We start from the raw sequence: 21,918 nt of genomic DNA on the forward strand, positions 1-21,918 counted from the left end.
AGTAAGCGGCCCCTTACTTGACGACTGTAAAGGTCATTTTGGGTTGTTGCATGGCGTTTTCTAAAAGTCTGATTTCTAATCGAAGGATAGCTTCTTCTGCTTTGGCATCAATTTTATTCGGGTCGTCTGTTGGCTTATGGTAGTCGGGGTGGCCACCGGTGTGAAAAAATAGAACTGGAATCTGTTTGGCGTAGAAGGCAGCGTTATCAGAGCCGCCATTGCCTGCTCGATCGGTAAAGAATTTGATCGTACTTTCTACTCCTTTAAACACAGTTGGCCAGGTGTTGCTGGTGCCATAGCCACCGATGCCGACGCCCCGCTTAGGGTTGTAGCGACCAATCATATCCATACACACCATAAAATTTATTTTTTCGAGTGGCGGCGTTGGATTATTCAGAAAATAACGAGAGCCTTGTAGACCCAGCTCCTCGGCACCAAAGGCCATAAACAAGAAATTATACGGCTCTTTTACCGCATTTTTTGCAAAATATTGAGCGATTTCCAGTAAACCAGCCACCCCCGATGCATTGTCATCTGCTCCGTTATGAATTTTCCCCTGTGGTAACGAATCCAGTGAACTCCCCTGACGACCCAAACCCAGGTGGTCATAATGAGCGCCAATGACAATTGTATAAGGTGCATCATTGTCCAGGAACCCAATGACATTTGCTGCTTTTCTTAGACTATCGGGGACAACGACTCGCCGGATTTTAGCCGTAAATGATTGATAATACCCATCTGTACCCAACGGCTTCAGGCCATATTTTTTGAAGTGTTTTTCAACATAGCGGGCGGCTTTAGCATTCTCCCTACTGCCTGTGCCACGCCCCTGCATTTGATCGGAAGCGAGCTTATTAATATGCTTGATGATGCGCTTGGCCGACGGTTGTTGTCCAAATAGAGGGCCTGCTAGTAAAAGCAGCAGAAAAAGGCAGTGAATTTTCATGGATAGAATTTAATGTCAACATGGATCAGAATAGGCACAAAGCTATCCGGAAAATAGACTTACCTGGCCGCAATCAATAGACTCCTTCCTCTAAAGACAAAAACCTTCTGATGTTGTTGATACAAGTTCACAACATCAGAAGGTTTTTGAGTTGAGTGATTCGTGTATTCCTTAACGCGGCCCGTGATGTTCTCCCTGCTCTCTGCCAGCACGTTCTGGACGGCCATTGGCATGGCCTCTCTGCTGATCATTATTTCGTCCTGGCTGCGGACCTGGATTACCTCCCGGACGTGCCCCCCGGTTCGCTACCTGGTTGTGCATAGGATGATTTTTGATGACATAATATTTCGTGTCGCGACTATCTCGAATAGGTTGCTGATCATAACGGCCTTTGAAAGACGCATACTGTTTCCGATAAACTGCATTGCGCAGATAGGGCTGGTTATCATTGATAACCACTTTATGCAGCCGGTATAAATCGTAACTACTATAGCGGGGAGGAAGAACTGGTGCCGTAATCCATCGGCCACCCTCGAAATAAACCCACTGTTGTTGCGGCACGTTGTAATAAATATCTAAATCAGGCAGATAATAATAGTTTACGTAATCGTAACCAGTTGGTCCCCATATGGGTTGACTGCCGATGTTGATATTGACGTTTACCTGAGCAAGACTGTTCTGATACAGCTCGGTTCCGACCAGTAGGCCGAGGATAACCATGAGGTTTTTCATAACTGATTCTGATTAGTTTAACGTGAAAATGAATGGAGTTACTACTCTTTAATACGGATTAGGTCGTCCGTCGTGATCCCGATCATATCGGTCTTTTTCGTGCCGATGCTCTAAGCGTTCTGCCCGACGTCGTGCGCGAGGGTCTTCATAGCCTGGTTTATTATTAACGTATCTGTTTCGGGTGCAGCCACTGATGGACATGCCCAATACAACCAGCATTATCATTGCGTTTTTCATTGTTGTCGTTGATTTAAACATCTATTCGTCATTATTGACTATCTTTCTGTACCCCAGTTGCAGTCCAAACGTTGCTACAAACAAGGATTCTTTACAATTTCTTTATCGCCAGCCCCCACCTAGTGCCCTATAGAGCGTCACGGTTGCCTGAAGTTGCTGTAAGCGGTCATTGACACCATTCAACTGAGTTGCCAATAGATTTTGCTCGGCGGTTAATACGTCGGTGTAGTTTGTATTGGCGGTGTATTTGAGCAATTCTTTTGTGTAGGAAACGGCCTTCTGCAAAGCGGCTAATTGCTGTTGGCGAGTATTCGCTTTATCAACCGCCATCTGGTACGAGTATAACGCGTTGGACACTTCCTGGCCTGCCGTTAACAATGTGGCCTGATACGTATAATAAGCTTCTGCCTGAGCAGCCTGAGCTCGGTTGAGTCGCTGGCGGTTAATGCCCTGATTGAAAATGGGTTGCGTCAGTCCGCTGATTAGACTTCCATAGAAGGTTCCAGCAAAAAAACCAGTCAATGTATTGGCTGTTGCAAAACCACCTGTGCCCGTGATCGTAAGGGCGGGGTAGAAGTAAGTACGTGCTACATTCGTCAACTCAAACGTATTACGGAAACTATATTCTGCTTCCTGCACATCAGGACGATTACTCAACAGCTGTGCCGGAAGCCCTGTTTGTAAGGGTGAACTTGATAGTACCGTATCCAACTGCATTCGTGGAATGCTATCGGGTGGCATGGCCAGCAGCAGACTAAGGGAATTTTCGGTTTGTCGGATATTCTGTCTTATATCAGGCAGCGTGACTTCGGCAGCGTAACGGTTGGCTTCGCTCTGTACTACGTCGGCACCCGTTACCACTGCGCCCTCTTTCAGCGCCTTCATTGTCTCTACGTCCGTCTTCCGATTTTCAACCGTTTCCAGCGTGATTTTCAGTTGCCTGTCATAGGCCATCAATGCGTAATACCCATTCGCAATGTTGGCGATCAATTGCGTTTGTACAGCACGTCGGTAAGCTTCACTTTGCAGATAAGCTGCCACGTAGGCTCGTTTTGTACTCCGCAGTTTACCCCATACATCGGCTTCCCAGCTAGTGCTCGCCGTTAGTGAATACTGCTTTATAGTCGGAATTGAGGTAGTGCTCACGGTATTTGACCCAGACTCAGCATTCTTGATATTCAGTGCCCGCAACTGCGCCGATGATGATTTGGAGAGCGTAAAGCCAGCATTGGTACTAAGCGTTGGATAGAACGCCAGCTTGCTTTGCAGCACATTAGCTTCGGCGGCCTGCATGCGGGCTACCGCAATTTTTAGGTCTAAATTGTTAGCAAGCGCCCGCTCGATTAATCCTTGCAGGACAGTATCCGGAAACATCTGCCGCCAGGGTAAACTCGCCAACGTGGTTGAATCAGTAGTCTGTTGACCTCGGAAGAGTTTGCTGGTCTTAATGCCCGGTTGCTCGTAGGGTTTCGTTACGCTACAGGAAGCCAAAATGACTCCCATTAGCATTGTTATCCCTAATTTTATATGTGTCGTATTCATGGCATGTATTGGCTTATGGATTTTACCCCACCCCTAACCCCTCCCCTTGAACTAAGAGGAGGGGGATAAAATGGCCCCTCTAACTCCCCTCCCCTTAGTTCAAGGGGAGGGGCCGGGGGTGGGGTAAAATTCCAATAGGTTATTGCTAAGTATTCACTGGGGTTTTAACCTCTTTCACTGTATGGGCTTCTTTACCATCAATTTTCTCTGGTTCTTCCTCATCATCAGAGTTTTGCTGGCTAGGCGGGCCACTTACTTTTTCCTGCAATCCCTGGAAAATGACGAACAGGGTTGGTACGAAAAACACCCCAAGCAACGTACCGAAGAGCATCCCACCAATGGCACCTGTACCAATCGATCGGTTGCCCTGAGCACCGGCACCACTCGCAAACATCAAGGGTAATAGACCAAAAATGAACGCAAACGACGTCATCAGAATTGGCCGTAACCGAGCCTTGGCACCTTCTATTGCCGATTCTAGCAGTTCCATGCCAGTCTGCCTTCGCTCAACGGCAAACTGCACGATCAGGATGGCGTTTTTGGCCAGCAAGCCGATCAGCATGATGAGCGAGATTTGCATATAAATATTATTGTCGAGGCCGAAAAGCCGGGCAAAAACATACACACCTGACAAACCAACCGGCAACGACAACAGGACCGCAAACGGCAGTAAATAACTTTCGTATTGGGCACTCAGCAGGAGGTAGACAAACGCCAGACATAGTACAAATACATACAGCGTTTGCGAACCCACATTTTGCTCTTCCCGGCTAATCCCCGAATACTCAAAGCCATAACCCGCCGGAAGCGTTTGAGTCGCTACTTCCTGAATAGCGAGCAAAGCTTGCCCAGTACTATAGGTCGGATTGGGTGAGCCATTGACCGACATCGACGAAAACAGGTTGAAGCGGGAAACGCTTTCTGGGCCATAGATTCGCTTGAGGGTAATAAACTCAGTGATGGGAGCCATAGTGCCCACCGAGGTTCGGACGGCAATTTTGGTCAACCCGGCCGGATTTGCCCGATAGTTCGTATCGGCCTGCATGATGACGCGGTACTGCTTGCCAAACTCGTTGAAGTTGGATACGTACGAACTACCGTAAAATACCTGCATCGCATTGAGGACGTCACCTACCGTAATACCCGCTTCTTTACATTTCGCCACATTCACATCTAGCTGATATTGAGGAAAATTGGGATTGAATGAGGTCGTTGCATACTGAATTTCAGGACGTTTGTTTAGCGTCGCAAGAAAGTTCTGCGTCACTTTGTAGAATTCGTCGGTGGTATGCCCGCCTTTATCCTGTAACTGAAAGGTGAAGCCACCACTGGTGCCAAAACCCGTGATTGTCGGTTGTTGGATAAAGACGATGTCGGCATCCCGAATGTTGGCCGTTTTTTGTTTCAGCAATTTAATCACATCGTCGTCACTGACGCCGGGTCGTTCATCCCAGGGCTTTAATCGTAAGATAATCAAGCCATAGGCACTACCGTTTCCAGCCACGAAGTTCTGTCCTAAGTTCCGAAGGCTGTTCTGGACTTCGGGGATCGTATGCGCAATGGCGTCGATTTTATCGGCCATCGCTGTGGTGCGCTCTACCGACGAAGCGGGAGGGAGGGTGATATTTACGAAAATACTGCCCATGTCTTCCTTCGGCACGAAGCTGGAAGGCGTAGTTCTGAACAGTGTGTAAAACAGGCCTGCAAATAGCCCAATGCCAACGAGAGCCAGCCATTTTCGGGTGGATAAAAACGTCACTGACTTTGTGTATTTGGAGGTTAACGCATCATAGCCCGCATTAAAGGCAACCCCAAAGCGCTGTAGTAATCCTTTGGGCTTTTTGTCATCGGCATGTTGTGGAGGTTTCAGAAATAGAGCTGCCAGCGCTGGACAAAGCGTCAGCGCATTGACCGCCGAAATAATAATGGCGACCGCCAGCGTAATACCGAACTGCTTGTAAAATACCCCCGCCGAACCGGTAATGAACGTAACGGGTAAAAACACTGATGCCATGACCAGCGTAATTGAAATGATAGCGCCCGATATTTCGCTCATCGCGTCGACGGCGGCTTTTCGCGGTGATTTGTAGCCACTTTCCAGCTTGGAGTGAACGGCCTCAACCACCACGATAGCATCATCGACCACAATACCGATGGCTAGTACCAACGCAAACAGGGTGAGCAGATTGATGCTAAACCCAAACAGATATAGAAAGAAAAACGTACCTGTAATGGCCACCGGTACCGAAACACCGTGAATAATGGTTGAACGGAAATCCTGTAAAAAGATGAAAATCACGAGGAACACCAGCGCGAAGCATTCTAATAACGTATGAAGTACTTTGCTGATTGATGCATCCAGAAACTGATTGATATCGACCAGATAAACAAAATGAACGCCTGCGGGAAATGACTTAGCCGCTGCCTCAATAACCTTCTTGGAATTGTTAATGACATCCCGCGCATTGGAGCCCGGTGTCTGGCTCACCGAAATACCTACTGACTGTTTACCATTGGTGGTCGTAAAACTGGTGTACGTCTGCGAACCCAGTTCAATCCGGGCAATGTCCCGAAGCCGTAGTAGCTGACCGTTACCCGTTGTTTTAATAATAATATCACCAAACTGCTGCGTAGACTGTAACCGCCCACTATACCGGATTACATACTGGAATGTCTGGTTATCATTCTCCCCAAACTTACCGGGGGCTGCATCCACATTCTGGTCCGTCAATGCCGTCGACACATCGGCAGGAGTAATCCCATAAATAGACATGACATCAGGTTTCAGCCAGATGCGCATCGAATACGTTTTGGCTGAACCGAACACATTGGCTGCCCCCACACCATTCACCCGCTGAAGTTGGGGAATGACGTTAATGGCCGCATAGTTTTGCAGAAATGTCTGATCATAAGCCGCGTTGTCGCTGTAGATCGACATAATCAGCAAATTGCTGCTCTGCTGTTTCCGAACCGTTACACCTGCCTGAGTAACCTCCTGCGGCAGCAGACTGGTTGCGGCCGAAACCCGGTTCTGTACATCCACAGCCGCTTGGTTCGGGTCAGTCCCGACGGCGAAATAAATACTGATGCTACCGGCCCCATCGTTAGTTGCCGACGAGGTCATGTAGGTCATCCCTTCCACACCGTTAATCTGCTCTTCCAGCGGCACGATGACGCTTTTGAGCACGACGTCAGCATTGGCACCGCTATAGCTGGCCGAAACCTGTACGGTTGGTGGCGAAATATCCGGGTATTGAGCAATGGGTAATTTGACCATTCCCAGAATGCCGAGTAAGACAATCAGGGCTGAAATAACAGTACTTAATACCGGACGTTCTATGAATATGCGAAGCATAAGGCAGGTTGTTGAGCAAAAAGTGCGCTGAAAAGGACTTATAATTCCGTGTCTGTATCGGTAGCAGCGGTGGTGCTGGCTGGTGCTGTCGTTTTAAAGACAATGGCTGGCGAAGCGGGCTTAGGCTTTATCGATGCACCATCTTTCAGGCCTGTGCCTCCGTCGAGTACGACTTTGTCGCCCGCTTTGAGTCCCTTTTGTACGACAAAATATTGTCCATCGGGCGTGGGCGTTACGGTAACGGCGGTGGTTTTGACTTTGTTATTTTTTTCGACGACGAACAGGAATCGCTTATCCTGAAGCTCAGAGGTAGCACTTTGTGGAACTACCAGTGCTGAGTCGATGGTTCGGGGAACGCGAACGGTGCCGCTGTTGCCACTGCGTAGGAGTGCCTGCGGATTGGGAAACGTAGCACGGAAATTACTGGAACCCGTTTGGGTATCGATCTGACCAATAGCTGTTTTGATCCGGCCTTTGTAGTTGTAGGTAGACCCGTCAGCTAGTAGGAGTAGAACATCGGGTAATTTGGCCAGCTTCTCCTGAAGCGTGTTGCCGCTCACGTCACGAGTGAAATCGAGGAGTTGCTTTTCGTTGAGCGCAAAATAGGCATATACTTCACTAATGCCCGAAATAGTCGTTAATGGATTAGTCGTTGTACTGGTTACCAAACTTCCGATTTTGTAGGGAATCGACCCGACTACTCCGCTTACAGGACTAACTAAATTTGTGTAACCCAAATTGGTTTGGGCATTCGCCAAGGCGGCTTGGGCTTGGGCCAGGGCGGCCTGTTTGGAAGCCAGCGTATACTGAGCTGTCTCCAGTTCGTATTTGCTGATAATATCTTTCTCAACCAATGGACGAACCTTGTTGACGGCCAGCAAGGCTGAGCTGACATCGGCTTGAGCCGTTCGAACCCCTGCCTGAGCGGTGAGTACGTCCTGTTCGTACTGGGGCGCGTTGATACGGAAAAGCCGCTGCCCTTTCTTGACCGTTGCCCCTTCGTCCACAAAAATGGCCTCGACAAAGCCATCTACTTTAGGGCGAATTTCAACGTTCTGCTCTCCCTGAATAATGGCGGGGAAATCGGCGTAGAGAACCTCTTTGCGAGGAGCAAGGGTCAATACTGAATAGACCTTTGGTTGTTTTAATGCGGTGGAGTCAGTTTGTCCCCCTTTTTTCTTGCCAGAACTGCTACAAGCTGTTAAACAGATTCCAGCCAATAAGGCTAGAATCCATGGGTAACCATTGGTGGGTTGTGTGTATCTTGGAAAAGCTTTCATAGGCTATCTTATCCTGATCGGATACTGAATAACATTATGAAAGCCCTGCAAGGTTATTAGTAAGGGATTAAAACAATCTAAATCCCGAATTTAGATGGGCGAATCGGCAATTTTGGGTGCGGAATAAGTTACTATGAAACGCACATCATTCAACAACCACACACCCATAAGCAGGCACTACAACTCGGTCATTCAAAAACGAACTGCCTGATACCGTCTCGAATGCAATGCACCGACACCAGGCTTCTCCGGGTGAAAATACTACCTCAATGAGTTTACTTGTGAGGTTATGCACAACCAGGACATACTGTCCAGTCTGATTCCGACGGAAGAACGACACAGTACCTTTCTGACGAATACCCGTTTGTTCTAATCGGCTTAGGTTATCGTTCAGAACTGGGTGGCCGTTGCGGTAATGAATCAGGCGTTTGTAGTGATTAAATAGCGATTCGGGGTCACTTTGCTGGTCGGCCAGTGGTTTTAGGGTTCGGCTTGTGCTGTATTTCCCACGTCGCCAGTACGTGCGTTGCTTATCACGGGCACGGATGTCCCAAAGGAAAGGCTCTCTCAGATTTTCGTCGGGTTTTAGGCCTAGCATCCCAAGTTCTTCGCCGTAATAAAGATAGGGTAAGCCGGGAAGTGTCAGGAGCAGGTTAGCCGCTACCTTAAGATGATTCAGATTGCCTTTTAGCAAACTTCCAATACGGTTCTGATCATGATTTGATAGAATCAGGGCATCGATAAACTGCGGGTTAACAATACCAAATGTAGCATGGACATACGCCAGAAACTGGATTAACTCTTCCGTATCGTCTTCCTTCCGAACAATTTCTTCGATCATCAACTGTAAGTCGAAATTGAAATTTGCTTTCAGCCCACGGAAATAGGGAGCGATACGTTCGGGACGGGTCCATACTTCGCCGACGGTGTAGGCACCTGGTTTGGCCGCTTCCACCACTCGGCCAAATTCTTCCCAGAATTCGTGATTTTTCGGCTCTTCAGATTCGCGGTATAAATGGCGGGCGGCATCCAGTCGGAACCCATCTAAACCTATCTCATTGAGCCAGTAACGGGCTATCTTGAAAAACTCGTCGCGTACGGGCTGGTAATCAAAATTCAGGTCGGGCATACCACTCCAGAACATTCCGTAGTATTGTTCAGGATAACTGGCCCCACGAACCGAATGCCAGGGGTTTCGTTCGCCAGAGTCGGCAGTGATGTCGCGGGTGGCTAGTTTCCGTGCTTTAATTTCGTCGGGTTTCAGCCATTTATAGTAATGCCAATACGGATTATCAGGCCCTTTGGACGCTTCTCGAAACCACTTATGTTGCAGGCTGGTATGGTGCAGTACTAAGTCGATAATAACGGCAATATTGCGTTTATGAGCTTCAGCCACCAGTCGTTTGAAGTCGTCCAATGTACCGTATTCTGGGTCAATGCCGTAATAATCCGTCACATCATATTTATGGTAGCTTGGCGAAGGATTGATCGGCATCAGCCAAATGGCCGATATGCCAAGATCGCTGAGGTAATCAAGATTATTGGTAATGCCGTTTAGATCACCGATGCCATCGCCATTGGAATCGGCAAAGGAACGAACGAAAATCTCGTAGTGTACACCCGTTTGTCCGACGGGAACTGAACTGGACTGAGTTGGCAACGAGGTTGTATTGGATTGAGCAGCGTTTGCAGAAGTCATTCTTTACAGACTGGCTTAACAACTAAATAGTTTCAGGGCCTGATAAACTCGATGCGTTGGTAAGCCCATTACGGTGTAAAACGAGCCCTCCAATCGTTCGATACCAACTAACCCAATAAAATCCTGCGCCCCATACGACCCGGCCTTGTCGAAAGGTTTACATGCTTCAATGTAATAGGCAATTTCAGGATCAGTCAACGTAGCGAACTGTACACTGGTTTCGTCGGTAAAGGAGTGAAACTGGGGCTCACCGTTAAGATCAGGTGAAAGAATGGCAACGCCCGTTCGAACGCGGTGAGTGCGCCCTGATAAAGCCTGAAGCATTCGTCGAGCATCGGCTTCATCCTGTGGCTTGTTCAGGATTTGATCGCCCAGAATAACGACTGTATCAGCACAGAGGATAATTCGATGGCCTAAATCAGGTAGAAATTGCTCGGCTTTCTGACGAGCCAGATATTCGGCAACCTCATTCGCTGGCATGGTTTCCGGGAATAATTCGTCAGTAGGTCGGGTTTCGATCGTGAACGAAAAACCGGCATCGGTCATCAGCTGTTTGCGTCGGGGCGATCCCGAAGCCAGCACGAGTGGATAGCGTAAGGTGAGCATGTAATCAGAAAGGCGAAGCGTAAAAATAAGCCAAATATGACTGTTTTTGCGTATATTGGTTGATTGCTTATTCGTAATTATGACCATTCGACTCGCTACGATCTCCGATGCAACCTCGATAACTGAGCTTGCAATAACTACGATGCGTGAGGCCTTTGGGCCACCGCATAATCCCACCGAACTCGTTGAAGGATACATTCAGTCGGCCATTACTTTGCCAATTATAGAAGCCGAACTGGCTGACCAACGATCAGTCTTTTTCTTAGTCGAATCACCTGATGGAGAACCTGTTGGGTATGCGAAACTACGCCGACACGTACCTCCACGTCGAATGACTGATCGAAATGCCGTCGAAATTCAGCGAATCTATCTTTTACAGAGCCAGATTGGTCAGGGTCAGGGCCGTATCCTCATGGCACATTGTCTTGACTGGGCGCGTAGCCAGGAATATACCTCTGTTTGGCTGGGTGTGTGGGAGCGTAACGCACGCGCTTTGGCCTTTTATGAAAAAATAGGTTTCCAGCGGTTTGGCTTTCATTATTTCCAGTTTGGGTCTGAACGCCAGCGGGACTTCTGGCTTCAGAAACAATTAGATAATTAGGAGGTTGGTATTTTTGCTCGTTATTTTATTGTTTTAATTAGTTTATAATTAAAGTGTTACCTGAAAATCGTTACCTATTGCAGAAGAATCAGTTTACATTTTGTTCACTTAAACCAGTTCGCTAGCCAAGACGCTGTTATCTATTCAATTTTCCAATGTACCAACTGTATTCGAACGAATGTAAATCAGTAGTTCACCAGTTTCTGGTGTGGCTGCTATTTCTTTTCGGATGCAGCCTGCCGGTGGTTGCTCAGGTCGATACCACCCAACAAACCAGGCGGGAGCAAGATCCACTCAAAAATGTACATGTAGATACGCTTCGACATATTGGCATTCCAGTTGGGCCGACAGACTCACTAACAGCGATTCATTTGACCGCCCAAACAGATAGTATTCTGATGCACCGCGACAGTGTCTTCTATAGTCGCCTGAAAACGTCGATGTATAAACATCGGCTAACCCGACAACTCTACGATGCTGTATTTCGGGACGTTTATAACAGCCGTATCCAAACTGGCGAAGTGAGCCAGATTGAAGTGAATCCGTTTAAAATATTTGAAGGGCGTATTATCGGAGATATTTACATTCGCCGACTCGGCGTATTTGGGCAAACGGTTTATGATACCCTGCGGAAACCCGGTAACTGGATTGAGCGGGTTGGAAGTCGCGTGCATACGAATACACGTGAGCATGTTATTCGAAATTCGTATTTACTCTTCCAGCAAGGCGATGCCCTCAATCCAACTGTATTACGTGATAACGAGCGGCTATTGCGTACTACGTCGATTTTTCATGATGCCCGGATCTTGGTGCTGCCCCGGCCTGGCAGTAAGCAGTTTGTGGACGTATATGTGATTACGCAGGATGTTTGGTCGCTATTGCCCAATGGTGGATTTGGTGGATTTACTAATTTTAGTGTTGGCTTTGATCAGGTTAATTTTCGCGGTTTGGGTCATCAGCTTTTTGCTCAGTTTGCCTATTCTGGGACTGATCCGCGCCAGAAAGCAGAATACCAGGCTCGCTACAAAGTACCTTTTATCGGAAAAACATTTCTAACTGCCGAGGCTGATATGCTATACCTGCGCGACCTGAAACAGGTGGCTGTGAAGCTATATCGTCCTTTTTTAACACCAGATACCAAATACGCAGGCTCTATTGAATTAAATCACACACAGGTCAATAACAGGCTTGTTACGAGAAATGACAGTGTTTTGCTGGTACCAGTCAGTTATAACTATTCCGATGTTTGGATAGGACGGTCGTTTCGACTGTTTTACAAACAACGGGATACGGAAGAAAAAGGCCGATCGCGGCTCGTTATAGCCCTGCGAAACACAAACTATGAGTATTTTAAACGACCCTCCGTTACTGCCGACACAAATCAGATTTATCAGGATAGTCGTACTACTTTGTTTAGTGTAGGATTTTCCCGCCGTAAATACACCCGCGATGTACTTATTTATGGATTTGGTCGTACAGAAGACGTACCAATAGGAGAGTCGGTGGCGGCTACTGTTGGGTTCGATAATGCTGAATTAGGTCAACGGTTTTATGCAGGGTTGAACTTTTCGCAAGGCAAGTATGTGCGCCATCTTGGTTATCTCTATGGGCTCGTCAGTCTTGGGGGTTATGTCCAGAATCATAAGATTGAACAGGGCGTTTTATCGCTTGAGTCAAACTATTTTAGTCCGCTAATGAAAACCAAGTGGGGCAATATGCGCCACTTCTTTAACACACGCTACACCGTTGGTATTGATCGATTTGACAATGAGTATATCTCATTAAGCAGTACGGGTAGTGGTGTTAATACGGATGGAATAGGCTTGAACAGTGATGCACTACGTGGTACAAATCGTTGGTTTATTAACTACGAGAATGTGCTCTTCTCACGACTCAGTCTGATCGGTTTCCGGGTTGCGTTTGTTACGTTCGTTAACCTTGGACTGATTAATTTTCCTGATAAAACCTTACTAAGTGGACCGCTTTATCAAGGATATGGGATCGGGTTCCGTCTGCGAAATGAAAACCTGACCTTTACCAGTTTTCAGATCCGACTGGCCTATTACCCAAACATTCCGGGAAATACACTACCGTTCCGAACCGCTTTTGAGGGCGTCCCGACCCTGCGATTTCGTGATTTTGATTTGTCCGCTCCCCAAATCATTCCTTACAGATAAAAAATAGTTGCATTTAGTGTTGCTACATTAAATACAAATACACTATCTTTGTGGCATGTCCATTGAAACTGATATCAAACAGAGCACGCCATTTAAAACGCCCTACCACCGGGTTATGGTAAATCTGATATTTACCAGCAACTGGATGGCGGCCAGCCAGATGCAGATGTTAAAACCATTTGGTTTGACATTGCAGCAGTATAACGTGCTGCGAATTTTACGCGGGCAATATCCTGAGCCAGTTAAAGTCAGTGATATTACAGAGCGAATGCTCGATAAAATGTCGAATGCATCTCGATTGGTCGACAAATTACTTGCCAAGAAGCTTGTACTGCGTACTGAGTGTCCCAGCGACCGTCGTGCGGTTGATGTTGTCATTACAGAGAAGGGGCTGGCCTTGTTGGATCAGTTAGATGTTTACCAGACGGAGTGGTCAGATAGACAACGAAGCAAACTGACTGAAGAAGAGGCTATTTACCTTAGCCAGTTGCTTGATAGAATCCGGGCCTAATTATTTTATTTCTTACGCATAAATTAAATTAACTGTTTACATACCAATGAAAAAAGCAACTTTATTTGCTGCCCTGTTATTCTCATCTGTAGGCGCTTTCGCTCAGAGCTGGTCTCTAGATAAAGCACACTCTAATTTAGGCTTCACCGTAACACACATGATGTTATCGGAAGTTGATGGGAAGTTTCAGAATTTCGACGTAAAAATGACATCGGCGAAAGACGATTTCACAGATGCTCAAATTGATTTAACTGCCGACGTAAATAGCATTAACACGAGCCAGGAAAAGCGTGATGGCCACCTGAAAAGCGCTGATTTTTTCGATGCTGCCAAGTATCCAACTCTAGCGTTCAAAAGCAAGTCGGTAACTAAGGTGTCTGGTAACAAATACAAAGTGGCGGGCGACCTAACGATGCACGGTGTAACGAAACCCGTAACACTTGATGCAGTTCTCAAAGGACCGGTTACGAACCCACAGAACAAGAAAACCTTAGCTGGTTTTACGGTAACAGGTGAAGTGAAACGTGCTGATTTTACACTGGGTAGCGTTCCTGCTGCTGTTGTAAGTGATGAAATCACGATTCGCGCTTCTGGAGAGCTTGTAAAAAACTAAGCAATCAACAAACTCATATTGATCCCCGATGCCTACTGGTGTCGGGGATTTTTTTGTGTTAATTGCCCAATAACTCGGGAAGTGATTTGATAGTACCTACTTACAGAACCGTTAGACAAATGCTGGAAAATCGTCCATAAAATGCACTTCGGCAGTGTCGTGGTTTATACAGCAGCAATAGTGCGTTAAGCCGTTGGAGATAACTACATAAGGCGCCCGATGAACGTGATTATAGCGGGCAATCTGGTCGAAAACCGTCTGCGTCAGCGTAATATGTGGGGCCTTACACTCGACTACTAAAAATGGCTGTCCCTGCCGATCAAAAACAACGACATCCGTTCGTTTCTGAGTCTGATTCAGAGTGAGTCCTCCTTCGGATCGTATGAGCGCTTTGGGGTATGCGTAGTGCGTTAGTAACAGGTTCACAATATGCTGGCGAACCCACTCTTCGGGCGACAACCGAACGTACTTCCGGCGTAATAAGTCAAAAATATATGGTTTTCCTTCGACTTGTTTAGTTTTGTAGTCAAAAGGAGGGAGGTTCAAGTCAACCATACTTCAAAGATAAAGAGCGAAAGAGTGAATGAGCGAAAGAATGGAAAAAACTCGCGCCAACTGTTCGCTCTTTCACACATTCACTCTTTCGCTCTTTAAAATGAAAACAAAAGAAGAAATCGTTCAGAACTGGCTGCCACGCTACACAGGCACGCCCATCGAGCAATTCGGTGAATATATTTTGCTAACTAATTTTATTAACTACGTTGAATTGTTTGCCAAGAAATTTGATGTAGAGATTTTTGGCATCGGACGGGCCATGCAAACCGCTACGGCCAACAATATTACCATTATCAATTTCGGAATGGGTAGTGCTATGGCGGCTACCGTTATGGATTTACTCTCGGCAGTTGAGCCGAAAGCCGTTCTGTTTTTAGGCAAATGTGGTGGCTTGAAAAAAACGCAGATTGGCGATTTAGTACTACCAATCGCTGCCATCCGGGGTGAAGGTACCAGTAACGACTACATGCGCCCCGAAATTCCGGCGCTACCTTCTTTTAGACTACAGCGAGCTGTTTCATCGACGATTAAAAAATATGAGCTGGACTATTGGACTGGTACGGTTTATACAACCAACCGACGTATCTGGGAACACGACGAGCAATTTAAGGACTATCTACGCGAACTCCGTACTATGGCCATCGACATGGAAACAGCTACGATTTTCACGGTAGGTTTCGTCAATTCTATTCCGCATGGTGCACTATTGCTCGTATCTGATAACCCACTGGTACCCGAAGGCGTTAAAACCGAAGAGAGCGACAAGAAAGTAACAGGTCAGTTTGTTAATGTTCACCTGGACATTGGCATCGATGCCCTTCTCGAACTCGAATCCTCTGGTGACTCAGTCAAACATTTAAGGTTTGAATAACTGACGATTAACACACTATTATTGCTTTAGATTTGGGCAGATAATTTAGAAATAAGCAGCTCTTTTATCGAGTAACCTAACTTGGTTAATTAGTTGAAAAAATAAAGCTATATCTGTTATCTTTGCTTTATGACACCTGACCGCAGACTTGACCAACTAGAGCCATTAATGGCTGACTCACTTCAAAAAATTGACCGGCTTATCGAAGGTCAGGGACAGATTCTAGAAATAGCTACCCGCGCCGACCAGAAAGCAGATACTACGGCGAAAGGATTAGCCAATCTTACTATAAAAGTCAATGGTATAGCCGATAAGGTCGATCTGTTGGCTAATGACCAAACTGAATTTCGACAAGAAGTGCGCCAGGAGTTTCAGGAGATACGCCAAGAATTTGGTCAAAAATTTGACCAGGTCAACCAAAAATTCGAACAAGTCAATCAAAAGATTGATACTGAAATAGGTGGCCTACGACAGGAAATAAATCAACGATTTGATAAACTTGTGACGCTTATTCAGGATCGCCTAAAGTAGATAGAATTTAAACTAACAATCAAAAGGGCTGACGTATTAATGCGCCAGCCCTTTTGATGTCTTATGGTCAATTTCTTTAGCTAATTACAGAAATCGCTAATTACTTTATACGCTGGGTTGTAGCCAAGCTCACCGGCTTTGGAAAGGTCTAAACAACCGCTGTTCTCGTCGCCAAGGCTGTGCTTAATAATTCCCCGGATATAATATACTTCGGCATAACGGGGGTTCAGCTTAACTGCGCTGTTGCAGTCCATAATAGCTGCTCGCTGATCACCCTGCGCAGATTTAATTAATCCCCGGCTGAAATACGCTTCGGCATAAGTTGGGCTAAGTTCAATCGCTTTGTTCAAATCCGTAATAGCTGATTTTTGATCGCCTTGTTTGTTCTTGCTAATACCTCGACTGAAATAAGCTTCGGCACGTTCGCTCCCTAACTCATTGATTTTGTTGCGCTCCTGCACTACATCGCGTAACTTATCGAGTGTGATACGGCTGATCTTCCCACTATAAACAACCTTCGTGTCAACGTTAACATTGTTCATGTCAATCGCCTGATTAAAGTCTTGAACCGCACTTTTTTGATCGCCGAGTTTGCTACGGCAAAAGCCACGCCCATAATAAGCCCGATAATTATCGCCTTTAAGGGCGATGGCCTTATCATAATCGGCCAATGCGCCTTTATAATCCTCTAATTTCCCTTTCGCGTACCCCCGATAAAAATAAGACTCGCCATCTTCAGGGCTGAGTTCAATCGCTTTATTCAAATCGGTTACTGCTCCCGTAAAATCGTTCAGCTCAACTTTCGACATACCTCGTCCGGCATAGGCCTGAGGGCGTTTAGGGGTAAGATCTACTACTTTCGTAAAGTCTGGTAAACTACCCGCAAAGTCTTCCAATTTTTGTTTCGTAACACCCCGCACATAATAGGTTTGTGCATTGGCTGGATCAAGTTCAAGGGCTTTGGTAAAATCGGCCAGCGCACCCCGGTACTGATCAATGCGGCTTCGGCTAACACCTCGATTGTAATAAGCCTGTGGATCGTCGGGATTTAGTTCGATAGATCGACTGAAATCCAATAATGCACCCCGATGGTCGTCCTGTTTGCTTTTACTAACTCCTCGGCTCAAGTAAGCCAGGGCATCTTTCCCGTTGAGTTCGATTGCGCGGTCGTAGTCCAGAATAGCGCCCCGATGGTCTTTTAGATTGGCCTTGGCTAAACCCCGATTGTAATAACTAGCCGAATTGTCGGGATTCATTGTGATGGCCATACTGAATGCCTGTAACGCACCCGTAAAATCGTTTGCTTTGCTTTTGGCTATACCGCTTTCGAAGAAATCAACAGCAGTTTGCTGAGCGGTAGCAATAATAGTTGGGCTAGTGCATAAAAGCAGAGTGACCAGCGGCAGTATAAGTCGCTTCATAAACGAAATCCTGAAGTTTTGGTGAGTACGTAATGTATTAAGAGGGATAAAATTAGGCTTTTGTTATTGCTTAGCCAAGTTGACAATATGATAAAACGATGAACCTATCCTGGATTGTAAATTAGGATTATGTAAATGCCAGCCAGTTACCTGTCTAATCCTGTCAAATAAGCTAGTTGCAAATAAATATGTGTCATTTTGGCGTATTTTATTGTTTGTTTAAGAGGATTTATGTCAAAATGTCAGTAATGATTTAATAAAATAGCTTTGGTACAGCATTTGACTAAGGATGTATGTGTTTAATTATAAACAACCCAATAAACCAAATAAGCAAATGGCAACCTTAGTTCGATATAATAACTTCCCTACTTTTTTTAACCCATTCTATGGTCGTCCCGTAATCAATCGGTATCACAATACGACTCCGAATGTACCAGCGGTAAACGTAAAAGAAACTGAAACTGCGTTTGTCCTTGAGTTGGCTGCTCCTGGTCTGAAAAAAGAGGATTTAAAAATCAACGTAGAAAATAATAAGCTGACGATTGCCTATCAATCCGAAGTGAAAAATGAAGAAACTACAGAGAAATTCACCCGTCAAGAGTTCGGCTTTACGTCGTTTGAACGTAGCTTCCGTTTGCCTAAAACGGTAAACGCCGACGCTATCAAAGCTGCTTACGCCGATGGTATTCTGACTGTTGAATTACCCAAAATTGAAGTGAAAGAGGAGAAGTTGGTGAAGGAAATTACCGTTGCCTAATCAGGTACTCGGTAAAATCAGAAAGCCCACGCTACTTAGTGTGGGCTTTTTTTTGCTTAGAGCTCCGTGCTACACACTCCTCTACTTTATTGCCGACATAAACGCTTCAAGTTTTTGAGCATCCAGCTTACCGTTCGTCCGGACTCCACTACATATATCGAGACCAAAAGGTCGCACCATATCAATAGCCTTACGCACATTCTCGGGTTTTAGACCGCCTGCCAGAAATACGGGCACCGAGGACTGCTCCACAATCTGGCGGCTCACCAACCAGTTATGTACTCGCCCGGTACCACCTAATTCTTTCACGGCAAGATTTGGATTACCAGAATCTAATAGCAAGGCGTCGACGCCATTTTGAAGAGCCTGAAGAGCTTCATCAAGATTGCTCTCGTCAATGACGTGGATGACCTGAACAACTTTTACGGCAGGCAGCGCTTTATGCAACTGAGCATACGTTTCGGGCGGCACTGCATCCACAAGCTGAATGGTATTGGCACCTACACGCTGCTGATGGGCTATTATATTGTCGAGGATGGTTTCACTCGTGAGCATGAACGTGGATATGGGCGGAGGTGTAACCTGGACAATTCGTGCGGCTAATTCATCGGCTACTACGCCAGGACCACTGGGCATTCGACCTACTAACCCGAGTGCATCGGCACCAAACTGAATCGCCAGCCGGGCTTCATCGAGGCTACTGATACAACAAATTTTTACTCTCGTTCGGAACGGAGATTCCATTGTTTTCGGTTGCTTACCTAAATGATAAAGCCGTAAATCTACGGTTTGTGTGATTATGGTTCAACAAACGCCTAGCGACACTTTTGCTTCTCTCCGAATTCCTGAATTTCGCTACTTTGTCATGAATAGTTTCCTGATTACAGTTACGTTGCTGATTCAGGAAGTTACCCTTGGGTATGAACTATACAAAATCACGCATGATCCACTCATGCTGGGTTTGGTAGGTCTTGCAGAAGCCATCCCCTTCATTGCTCTATCTCTTTTTGGGGGTCACCTGGCTGATCGGCGTGATAAAAAAAGCATTTTGCAATGGAGTTTGCTGGTTATCTTGCTCGGTTCTGTCATTCTGTATTTAGTTTTTCAACCATCTATTGTGTCGGGTCTGTCGCAAACAGCTAGGCTTGCGACTATTTATGGTGTTTTGATGCTAATTGGCACAGCCAAAGGGTTCTATTCCCCAGCTAGTTCGTCGCTTAAACCGTTTTTGGTCCCTCGCGAACTCTATGCAAATTCGGCAACCTGGAGTAGTTCGTTTTGGCAGGCGGGGGCTATTGTTGGACCAGGAGTAGCAGGCTTTCTGTATAGTTGGGTAGGCTTCGACAATTCTCTAATTGTGGTTATTGCGCTATTAGTGGTTTGTTATGTGCTTATTACGCTAATTGACCGGAAACCGGTACCGGTTAGCAATGAGCCGGTTCTGGGCCTACGGGAAAGTTTGAAAGAAGGGTTCCGCTTTGTTTTCAAAACGCAGATTGTGCTCTATGCCATTTCGCTCGATTTGTTTTCTGTATTATTCGGAGGGGTAGTGGCCATTTTGCCCGTTTTTGCCGAAGATATTCTAAAAGTGGGTGCCGAAGGACTAGGATTCCTGCGGGCTGCTCCATCTGTAGGTGCGCTACTCACAATGGCATATATGACAAAGCATCCTCCAACGCACAACGCCTGGCGGAATATGCTGCTGGCTGTAGCCGGATTTGGAGCGGCTACTATTGTGTTTGCGTGGTCTACGAACTTTTATCTGTCGCTTATTATGCTAGGATTAACAGGTGCGTTCGATAGTGTTAGTGTGATTATCCGACAAACGATTCTACAAATTTTTCCGCCCGATCATATGCGCGGGCGTGTGGCTGCCGTGAATGGTATTTTTGTTAGTTCATCGAACGAGATTGGGGCGTTTGAGTCGGGATTATTGGCCCGATTGTTAGGTACAGTGCCCTCGGTGGCATTGGGGGGATTTGTTACACTCTTCGTGGTGGGGTACGTATATGCTAAATCGAAAGAGTTGTTCGCTGTTCGGCTGAGTTAATAATAGCTAATAAAAACCTGCTCCTAACTATCCGCCAATTGGCGGATAGTTAGGAGCAGGTTGGCAATCAGTACAAATCTTTCGTTAGGGTTAGGCTATAGCGACTGGTGAATTCAAATCGCTAAGGAAGGCATTTACATCAATCTGTTCGTTGAGCAGAACACGAGCATTAAAAACCTCCCAGAATAGCTCATCTGAAAGTTGATAATCGCGTTGCAGCCGGATCATATCGCGGATGCTGTCCTTGAGTTTGAGTTGCCCGACTGGTGATTGCACCTGCGAAGCGAGGGACTGGTAATTTTCCATAACCTGATTTTTTTAGCGTGCAGGATTTTAAACACCCTCGTTTTTAGATTGTTTCCTATTTAGCATAGAAAATTAGTAGACAATTAGAAAAATTATATTATGCCTTTTCATATGCGCTGTAAAGCAATTGTTAACTCGGCATGTTACAACTATTTTTTTTTCAATTAATTGATAATCAATAAGACATGAAACAATTTACTTTCTTAAGTCTCGTCTTAATCACTGGAAGTAGTTTGCTTGCGCTGACGCCCCCGCCTGTTCGCCCGAAACCTATGAAACTGGTGAAAGTCTGGGAAACAGATACAACGCTACGTACACCTGAGTCGGTACTCTACGACGGCCACAACACCCTGTATGTCGCTAACATCGACGGAAAACCTGATGCGCTGGATGGGAGCGGATTTATCTCGAAAGTATCGCTCGATGGTAAAATCGAAAATCTGCGCTGGACGTCGGGCTTAAATGCTCCCAAGGGTATGGGTTTGTATAAAAATAAACTCTACGTAACGGATGTATACCGATTAATTTGCATCAATACTGAAAACGGGCAGGCCGAAAAAACATGGGATGCCGTAGGGAAAGATGGTTTCCTGAATGATGTAACTGTTGCGAAAGATGGCACTGTGTACGTGTCGGATAATAGAAATGACAAAATTTATCGCTTGAAAGATGGTAAATGGGAAGTTTTTCTGGATGGTGAACAACTCAATAAACCCAATGGCGTGCTGGCAGTTGGTAAAGACAAACTCCTGATTGGCAGTACTAAAATAGGCGCTCTGCAATCTGTAGATCTGGCGACAAAAACCCTAACGAAACTAGCTGATGGGATGGCGGCTACAGATGGTATTGTACCGGAAGGAAAAGGTAATTATTTCGTCTCGGACTGGAACGGACAACTATTTCACGTTAACGCCGATGGTACGAAGGAGCAATTGTTAGACACGCGCGCTGAGAAAATCAATTCAGCTGATATTGATTACGTCGCCAAGAAAAAGCTATTAGTTGTTCCAACGTTTTATCGAAATAGCCTAATTGCGTATCGGGTTGAGTAAGTGAAGTGAGTGGAGTAGGTCATCCTAATTAGACCTACTCCACTCACTTCACTTACTACATATCACGAGGTTACCT

The 21,918-nt window shown here is 46.0% G+C and carries 21 protein-coding genes; 9 read left to right on the top strand and 12 right to left on the bottom strand.

What is annotated here, in order from left to right; genetic code table 11:
* Positions 1–13 precede the first annotated feature (13 nt).
* From GO755_RS23035 to GO755_RS23070, 8 genes are all read right to left on the bottom strand, one after another.
* On the bottom strand, positions 14–946 hold the full coding sequence (locus GO755_RS23035) for a M20/M25/M40 family metallo-hydrolase (protein ID WP_157587652.1): 933 nt from the start codon (positions 944–946) through the stop codon (positions 14–16).
* A 171-nt stretch (positions 947–1,117) separates the two neighbouring features.
* Positions 1,118–1,678, bottom strand: a complete 561-nt coding sequence (locus tag GO755_RS23040) for a hypothetical protein (RefSeq protein ID WP_157587653.1) — start codon at positions 1,676–1,678, stop codon at positions 1,118–1,120.
* Positions 1,679–1,726: 48 nt separating this feature from the next.
* Entirely contained in the window at positions 1,727–1,915 is a 189-nt protein-coding gene (locus tag GO755_RS23045) for a hypothetical protein (RefSeq protein ID WP_157587654.1), read from the bottom strand.
* A 102-nt stretch (positions 1,916–2,017) separates the two neighbouring features.
* Positions 2,018–3,457 carry an efflux transporter outer membrane subunit gene (locus GO755_RS23050; RefSeq protein WP_157587655.1) on the bottom strand — a complete coding sequence of 480 codons (1,440 nt, stop codon included), beginning with the start codon at positions 3,455–3,457 and terminating at the stop codon, positions 2,018–2,020.
* 145 nt (positions 3,458–3,602) lie between these two features.
* Positions 3,603–6,812: an efflux RND transporter permease subunit gene (locus GO755_RS23055; RefSeq protein ID WP_157587656.1), complete on the bottom strand. Its 3,210-nt coding sequence runs from the start codon at positions 6,810–6,812 to the stop codon at positions 3,603–3,605.
* Positions 6,813–6,850: 38 nt separating this feature from the next.
* Positions 6,851–8,092, bottom strand: coding sequence for an efflux RND transporter periplasmic adaptor subunit (locus GO755_RS23060; protein ID WP_157587657.1), 1,242 nt, complete (start codon positions 8,090–8,092; stop codon positions 6,851–6,853).
* 145 nt (positions 8,093–8,237) lie between these two features.
* The gene (locus GO755_RS23065; protein ID WP_157587658.1) at positions 8,238–9,791 is read right to left on the bottom strand and encodes an alpha-amylase family glycosyl hydrolase; all 1,554 of its coding nucleotides are present in this window, start codon (positions 9,789–9,791) and stop codon (positions 8,238–8,240) included.
* A 15-nt stretch (positions 9,792–9,806) separates the two neighbouring features.
* Positions 9,807–10,397 (bottom strand): Maf family protein, encoded by a 591-nt coding sequence (locus tag GO755_RS23070; protein ID WP_157587659.1) that lies wholly within the window; start codon positions 10,395–10,397, stop codon positions 9,807–9,809.
* A gap of 79 nt (positions 10,398–10,476) precedes the next feature.
* Here GO755_RS23070 and GO755_RS23075 point away from each other — a divergent pair, with 79 nt between their 5' ends.
* The 4 genes from GO755_RS23075 to GO755_RS23090 all read left to right on the top strand — a co-directional run bounded on the left by GO755_RS23075 (position 10,477) and on the right by GO755_RS23090 (position 14,299).
* Positions 10,477–10,998, top strand: a complete 522-nt coding sequence (locus GO755_RS23075) for a GNAT family N-acetyltransferase (RefSeq protein WP_157587660.1) — start codon at positions 10,477–10,479, stop codon at positions 10,996–10,998.
* 155 nt (positions 10,999–11,153) lie between these two features.
* On the top strand, positions 11,154–13,175 hold the full coding sequence (locus tag GO755_RS23080) for a BamA/TamA family outer membrane protein (RefSeq protein ID WP_157587661.1): 2,022 nt from the start codon (positions 11,154–11,156) through the stop codon (positions 13,173–13,175).
* 55 nt (positions 13,176–13,230) lie between these two features.
* On the top strand, positions 13,231–13,686 hold the full coding sequence (locus GO755_RS23085; protein WP_157587662.1) for a MarR family winged helix-turn-helix transcriptional regulator: 456 nt from the start codon (positions 13,231–13,233) through the stop codon (positions 13,684–13,686).
* A gap of 46 nt (positions 13,687–13,732) precedes the next feature.
* Complete coding sequence (locus tag GO755_RS23090; RefSeq protein WP_157587663.1) at positions 13,733–14,299, top strand: YceI family protein; 567 nt, start codon at positions 13,733–13,735, stop codon at positions 14,297–14,299.
* Positions 14,300–14,410: 111 nt separating this feature from the next.
* Here the strand turns inward: GO755_RS23090 and GO755_RS23095 are convergent, their stop codons facing one another.
* Positions 14,411–14,854, bottom strand: coding sequence for a type I restriction enzyme HsdR N-terminal domain-containing protein (locus tag GO755_RS23095; RefSeq protein WP_157587664.1), 444 nt, complete (start codon positions 14,852–14,854; stop codon positions 14,411–14,413).
* 100 nt (positions 14,855–14,954) lie between these two features.
* On the opposite strand from GO755_RS23095, the gene GO755_RS23100 reads away from it, so the two are divergent.
* Positions 14,955–15,725, top strand: coding sequence for an AMP nucleosidase (locus GO755_RS23100; RefSeq protein ID WP_157587665.1), 771 nt, complete (start codon positions 14,955–14,957; stop codon positions 15,723–15,725).
* Positions 15,726–15,854: 129 nt separating this feature from the next.
* On the top strand, positions 15,855–16,256 hold the full coding sequence (locus tag GO755_RS23105) for a hypothetical protein (protein WP_157587666.1): 402 nt from the start codon (positions 15,855–15,857) through the stop codon (positions 16,254–16,256).
* Positions 16,257–16,336: 80 nt separating this feature from the next.
* On the opposite strand, the gene GO755_RS23110 is transcribed toward GO755_RS23105, so the two are convergent.
* The gene (locus GO755_RS23110; protein ID WP_157587667.1) at positions 16,337–17,677 is read right to left on the bottom strand and encodes a tetratricopeptide repeat protein; all 1,341 of its coding nucleotides are present in this window, start codon (positions 17,675–17,677) and stop codon (positions 16,337–16,339) included.
* Positions 17,678–18,011: 334 nt separating this feature from the next.
* Here GO755_RS23110 and GO755_RS23115 point away from each other — a divergent pair, with 334 nt between their 5' ends.
* A complete protein-coding gene (locus GO755_RS23115; protein WP_157587668.1) occupies positions 18,012–18,434 on the top strand; it encodes an Hsp20/alpha crystallin family protein in 423 nt (140 codons plus the stop codon).
* Positions 18,435–18,515: 81 nt separating this feature from the next.
* On the opposite strand, the gene GO755_RS23120 is transcribed toward GO755_RS23115, so the two are convergent.
* A complete protein-coding gene (locus GO755_RS23120; protein WP_157587669.1) occupies positions 18,516–19,178 on the bottom strand; it encodes a phosphoribosylanthranilate isomerase in 663 nt (220 codons plus the stop codon).
* Positions 19,179–19,233: 55 nt separating this feature from the next.
* Between GO755_RS23120 and GO755_RS23125 the strand changes: the two genes are divergently transcribed.
* The gene (locus tag GO755_RS23125; protein WP_157587670.1) at positions 19,234–20,484 is read left to right on the top strand and encodes an MFS transporter; all 1,251 of its coding nucleotides are present in this window, start codon (positions 19,234–19,236) and stop codon (positions 20,482–20,484) included.
* Between the two features lie 90 nt (positions 20,485–20,574).
* Here GO755_RS23125 and GO755_RS23130 read toward each other — a convergent pair whose 3' ends face one another.
* Positions 20,575–20,790, bottom strand: coding sequence for a hypothetical protein (locus tag GO755_RS23130; protein WP_157587671.1), 216 nt, complete (start codon positions 20,788–20,790; stop codon positions 20,575–20,577).
* A 185-nt stretch (positions 20,791–20,975) separates the two neighbouring features.
* Between GO755_RS23130 and GO755_RS23135 the strand changes: the two genes are divergently transcribed.
* Positions 20,976–21,842 carry an SMP-30/gluconolactonase/LRE family protein gene (locus GO755_RS23135; RefSeq protein ID WP_157587672.1) on the top strand — a complete coding sequence of 289 codons (867 nt, stop codon included), beginning with the start codon at positions 20,976–20,978 and terminating at the stop codon, positions 21,840–21,842.
* The last annotated feature ends 76 nt before the right edge of the window (positions 21,843–21,918 follow it).

It is taken from the genome of Spirosoma arboris (genome assembly GCF_009754945.1).
In the GTDB taxonomy this organism is placed as follows: domain Bacteria; phylum Bacteroidota; class Bacteroidia; order Cytophagales; family Spirosomataceae; genus Spirosoma; species Spirosoma arboris.

Coding starts and splice junctions, on each gene's coding strand:
- GO755_RS23095 (WP_157587664.1), bottom strand. CDS start 14,854: ATGGTTGACTTGAACCTCCCTCCTTTTGACTACAAAACTAAACAAGTC.
- GO755_RS23065 (WP_157587658.1), bottom strand. CDS start 9,791: ATGACTTCTGCAAACGCTGCTCAATCCAATACAACCTCGTTGCCAACT.
- GO755_RS23100 (WP_157587665.1), top strand. CDS start 14,955: ATGAAAACAAAAGAAGAAATCGTTCAGAACTGGCTGCCACGCTACACA.
- GO755_RS23035 (WP_157587652.1), bottom strand. CDS start 946: ATGAAAATTCACTGCCTTTTTCTGCTGCTTTTACTAGCAGGCCCTCTA.
- GO755_RS23120 (WP_157587669.1), bottom strand. CDS start 19,178: ATGGAATCTCCGTTCCGAACGAGAGTAAAAATTTGTTGTATCAGTAGC.
- GO755_RS23085 (WP_157587662.1), top strand. CDS start 13,231: ATGTCCATTGAAACTGATATCAAACAGAGCACGCCATTTAAAACGCCC.
- GO755_RS23115 (WP_157587668.1), top strand. CDS start 18,012: ATGGCAACCTTAGTTCGATATAATAACTTCCCTACTTTTTTTAACCCA.
- GO755_RS23045 (WP_157587654.1), bottom strand. CDS start 1,915: ATGAAAAACGCAATGATAATGCTGGTTGTATTGGGCATGTCCATCAGT.
- GO755_RS23055 (WP_157587656.1), bottom strand. CDS start 6,812: ATGCTTCGCATATTCATAGAACGTCCGGTATTAAGTACTGTTATTTCA.
- GO755_RS23080 (WP_157587661.1), top strand. CDS start 11,154: ATGTACCAACTGTATTCGAACGAATGTAAATCAGTAGTTCACCAGTTT.
- GO755_RS23130 (WP_157587671.1), bottom strand. CDS start 20,790: ATGGAAAATTACCAGTCCCTCGCTTCGCAGGTGCAATCACCAGTCGGG.
- GO755_RS23050 (WP_157587655.1), bottom strand. CDS start 3,457: ATGAATACGACACATATAAAATTAGGGATAACAATGCTAATGGGAGTC.
- GO755_RS23125 (WP_157587670.1), top strand. CDS start 19,234: ATGGTTCAACAAACGCCTAGCGACACTTTTGCTTCTCTCCGAATTCCT.
- GO755_RS23135 (WP_157587672.1), top strand. CDS start 20,976: ATGAAACAATTTACTTTCTTAAGTCTCGTCTTAATCACTGGAAGTAGT.
- GO755_RS23075 (WP_157587660.1), top strand. CDS start 10,477: ATGACCATTCGACTCGCTACGATCTCCGATGCAACCTCGATAACTGAG.
- GO755_RS23090 (WP_157587663.1), top strand. CDS start 13,733: ATGAAAAAAGCAACTTTATTTGCTGCCCTGTTATTCTCATCTGTAGGC.
- GO755_RS23040 (WP_157587653.1), bottom strand. CDS start 1,678: ATGAAAAACCTCATGGTTATCCTCGGCCTACTGGTCGGAACCGAGCTG.
- GO755_RS23070 (WP_157587659.1), bottom strand. CDS start 10,397: ATGCTCACCTTACGCTATCCACTCGTGCTGGCTTCGGGATCGCCCCGA.
- GO755_RS23105 (WP_157587666.1), top strand. CDS start 15,855: ATGACACCTGACCGCAGACTTGACCAACTAGAGCCATTAATGGCTGAC.
- GO755_RS23060 (WP_157587657.1), bottom strand. CDS start 8,092: ATGAAAGCTTTTCCAAGATACACACAACCCACCAATGGTTACCCATGG.
- GO755_RS23110 (WP_157587667.1), bottom strand. CDS start 17,677: ATGAAGCGACTTATACTGCCGCTGGTCACTCTGCTTTTATGCACTAGC.